Origin of the sequence: Kitasatospora sp. NPDC047058, from assembly GCF_040643935.1 — a bacterium.
Classification (GTDB): domain Bacteria; phylum Actinomycetota; class Actinomycetes; order Streptomycetales; family Streptomycetaceae; genus Kitasatospora.
This window is the reverse complement of record NZ_JBEYVJ010000885.1, coordinates 1-1,298: the sequence shown is the minus strand read 5'-3', so window position 1 is coordinate 1,298 and position 1,298 is coordinate 1. Positions and strand designations below refer to the sequence as shown.

At 73.4% G+C, this 1,298-nt stretch carries 1 protein-coding gene; it reads left to right on the top strand.

All coding sequences use genetic code 11. The annotated features are described in order from the left end of the window. Positions 1 to 635: 635 nt before the first annotated feature. A complete protein-coding gene (locus tag ABZ885_RS41340; RefSeq protein ID WP_360200393.1) occupies positions 636 to 1,037 on the top strand; it encodes a DUF4235 domain-containing protein in 402 nt (133 codons plus the stop codon). Positions 1,038 to 1,298: the final 261 nt, after the last annotated feature.

Here is a 1,298-nt window from a genome sequence, read left to right as displayed (position 1 = left end):
CAGTCGCGACGCCTGCTCCGTCCGCAGGCCCGGCCCCACGGCGCGGCCCGCCGTCGCCGCACCGGTCGTGGTGCTGTGTCCAGGCGGTGAGGAGGTGGCCGGGGGAGGGGAGGTGGGGTAGGCGCGGCGGCGGTGTGGGCGAGGAACGGGGCAGACCGCCGGGCACGGGGACGGTCGCCCGTACCCGTTCCGACTCCCGGAGGCACCGCGCGGGACGGCGGGGAGATGCGCTGCGGGCTGGTTCCCGGCAGCCTTCCTCAGGCCGGAACCGGGGACCGGTACCCGGGCGTCCGGTTTTCCCGGGGCAGCGTCGTCCGTTGCTGGGAGGGGTTGCGGATCGTGGTGTGGGGCAGCCGTCGTCGGGATGCCGTTCGCGTTGCTACCGCTCGTCCACTGGCTGCTGCGTGCCCGGTCGACGCCGTTGCGGGCATCTGTTGCCGCCGCGGAGCGAGGCCGAGCCGTACCTGCTGTACACACCGCTCGCCGAACCGGCCGTACTGGCCGGCCTGTGGCTGGAGCGACGGATCGCCGGCCCGCGTACGGAACGCCCGGGCGGCTGGCGGCCGGCGGCCTTTACGCTCATCGGCATCCGGGTGACCGGCGGGTGTCCGTCGGCGATCGCCCACAGGCCGTGGATGCGCTGCACGGAGGCCCGCTCGTCTGCGTCGTGGGCCGGACCGTGCCGGGCGGTGTGTGTGTCGCCGGGTTGGACAGACGCGCCGGTGAAGCGCCGGCCGGTGGGGCGGAGGCCGAAACGCGCAAGTCGCCGTATCGCGGAAGGAGGAGCCGTGAACATCGCCACGTTCACGCGCAGGCCTCTCGGCCTCCTCGTCGGGACGCTGGGCGGTGGCCCGGCCTTCGCGGTGGTCCGACGGGCCTGGAGGATCATCGGACCCGAGGAGGTCAAGAAGCCTCACACCTGGCGCAGGGTCCTGCTCGCCGTCGCATTTCAGTGCGCTGTCTTCGCTTTGCTGAAAGCGACACTCGGCCGGGGCCCGCACCGCCGGCACCGGAAGGATCCGTCCCATCCCCGTTGAGCCGGAACTCGTCGGCGGGCCGTGCCGCCCCCAGGGGTCGACTGCCGACGAGCCGGCTGACCTTCGCCTGGAGCGTGGCGACCTTCTTCGGGGCGAGCGTGACCGGCGCCTTCGCCGGGGTGGCGGTCTTCTTCTGCCAGTTGGGGAATCGCTGAGTCTCGACCGTGCTGGGGTGGGAACGCCGACCGCTCGGAGCCGGTTGAGCAGGCTTCCCTGTGCTGTGGCACCGGTCGCGCAGCGGTCGGGCACCGGGTCGCTGGC